1 pseudogene is annotated in these 257 nt (G+C 62.3%); it reads left to right on the forward strand.

Annotated features, from left to right (window positions below):
- A pseudogene (locus tag AC3XQU_RS24275) lies at positions 1-257 on the forward strand (sulfurtransferase); the annotation flags it as partial.

Raw genomic sequence — 257 nt, forward strand, 5'->3', positions numbered from 1 at the left:
TGGACAGCGACGGCGTGCGCGCGCCGATTGTTGCCAGTTGGCTGCGCCAGTTGGGGCATGAGGCTTACGTGCTGAGCGGGGGTATCGACAGTGGCCTGGTGCTGCCGCTTGTGCAGCCGGTGGCGTACCAGCCGTTGCCGTTGATCAGCGCCCAGGCGCTGGCGTTGGCGTTAAACAATGTGAACCTGATCGATCTGCGGCCGAGCATGGTGTACCGCAAAGGGCATATTGCGGGTTCGCAATGGTCGATTCGTTCA

Source organism: Telluria sp. AZSoR62, from assembly GCF_058111565.1.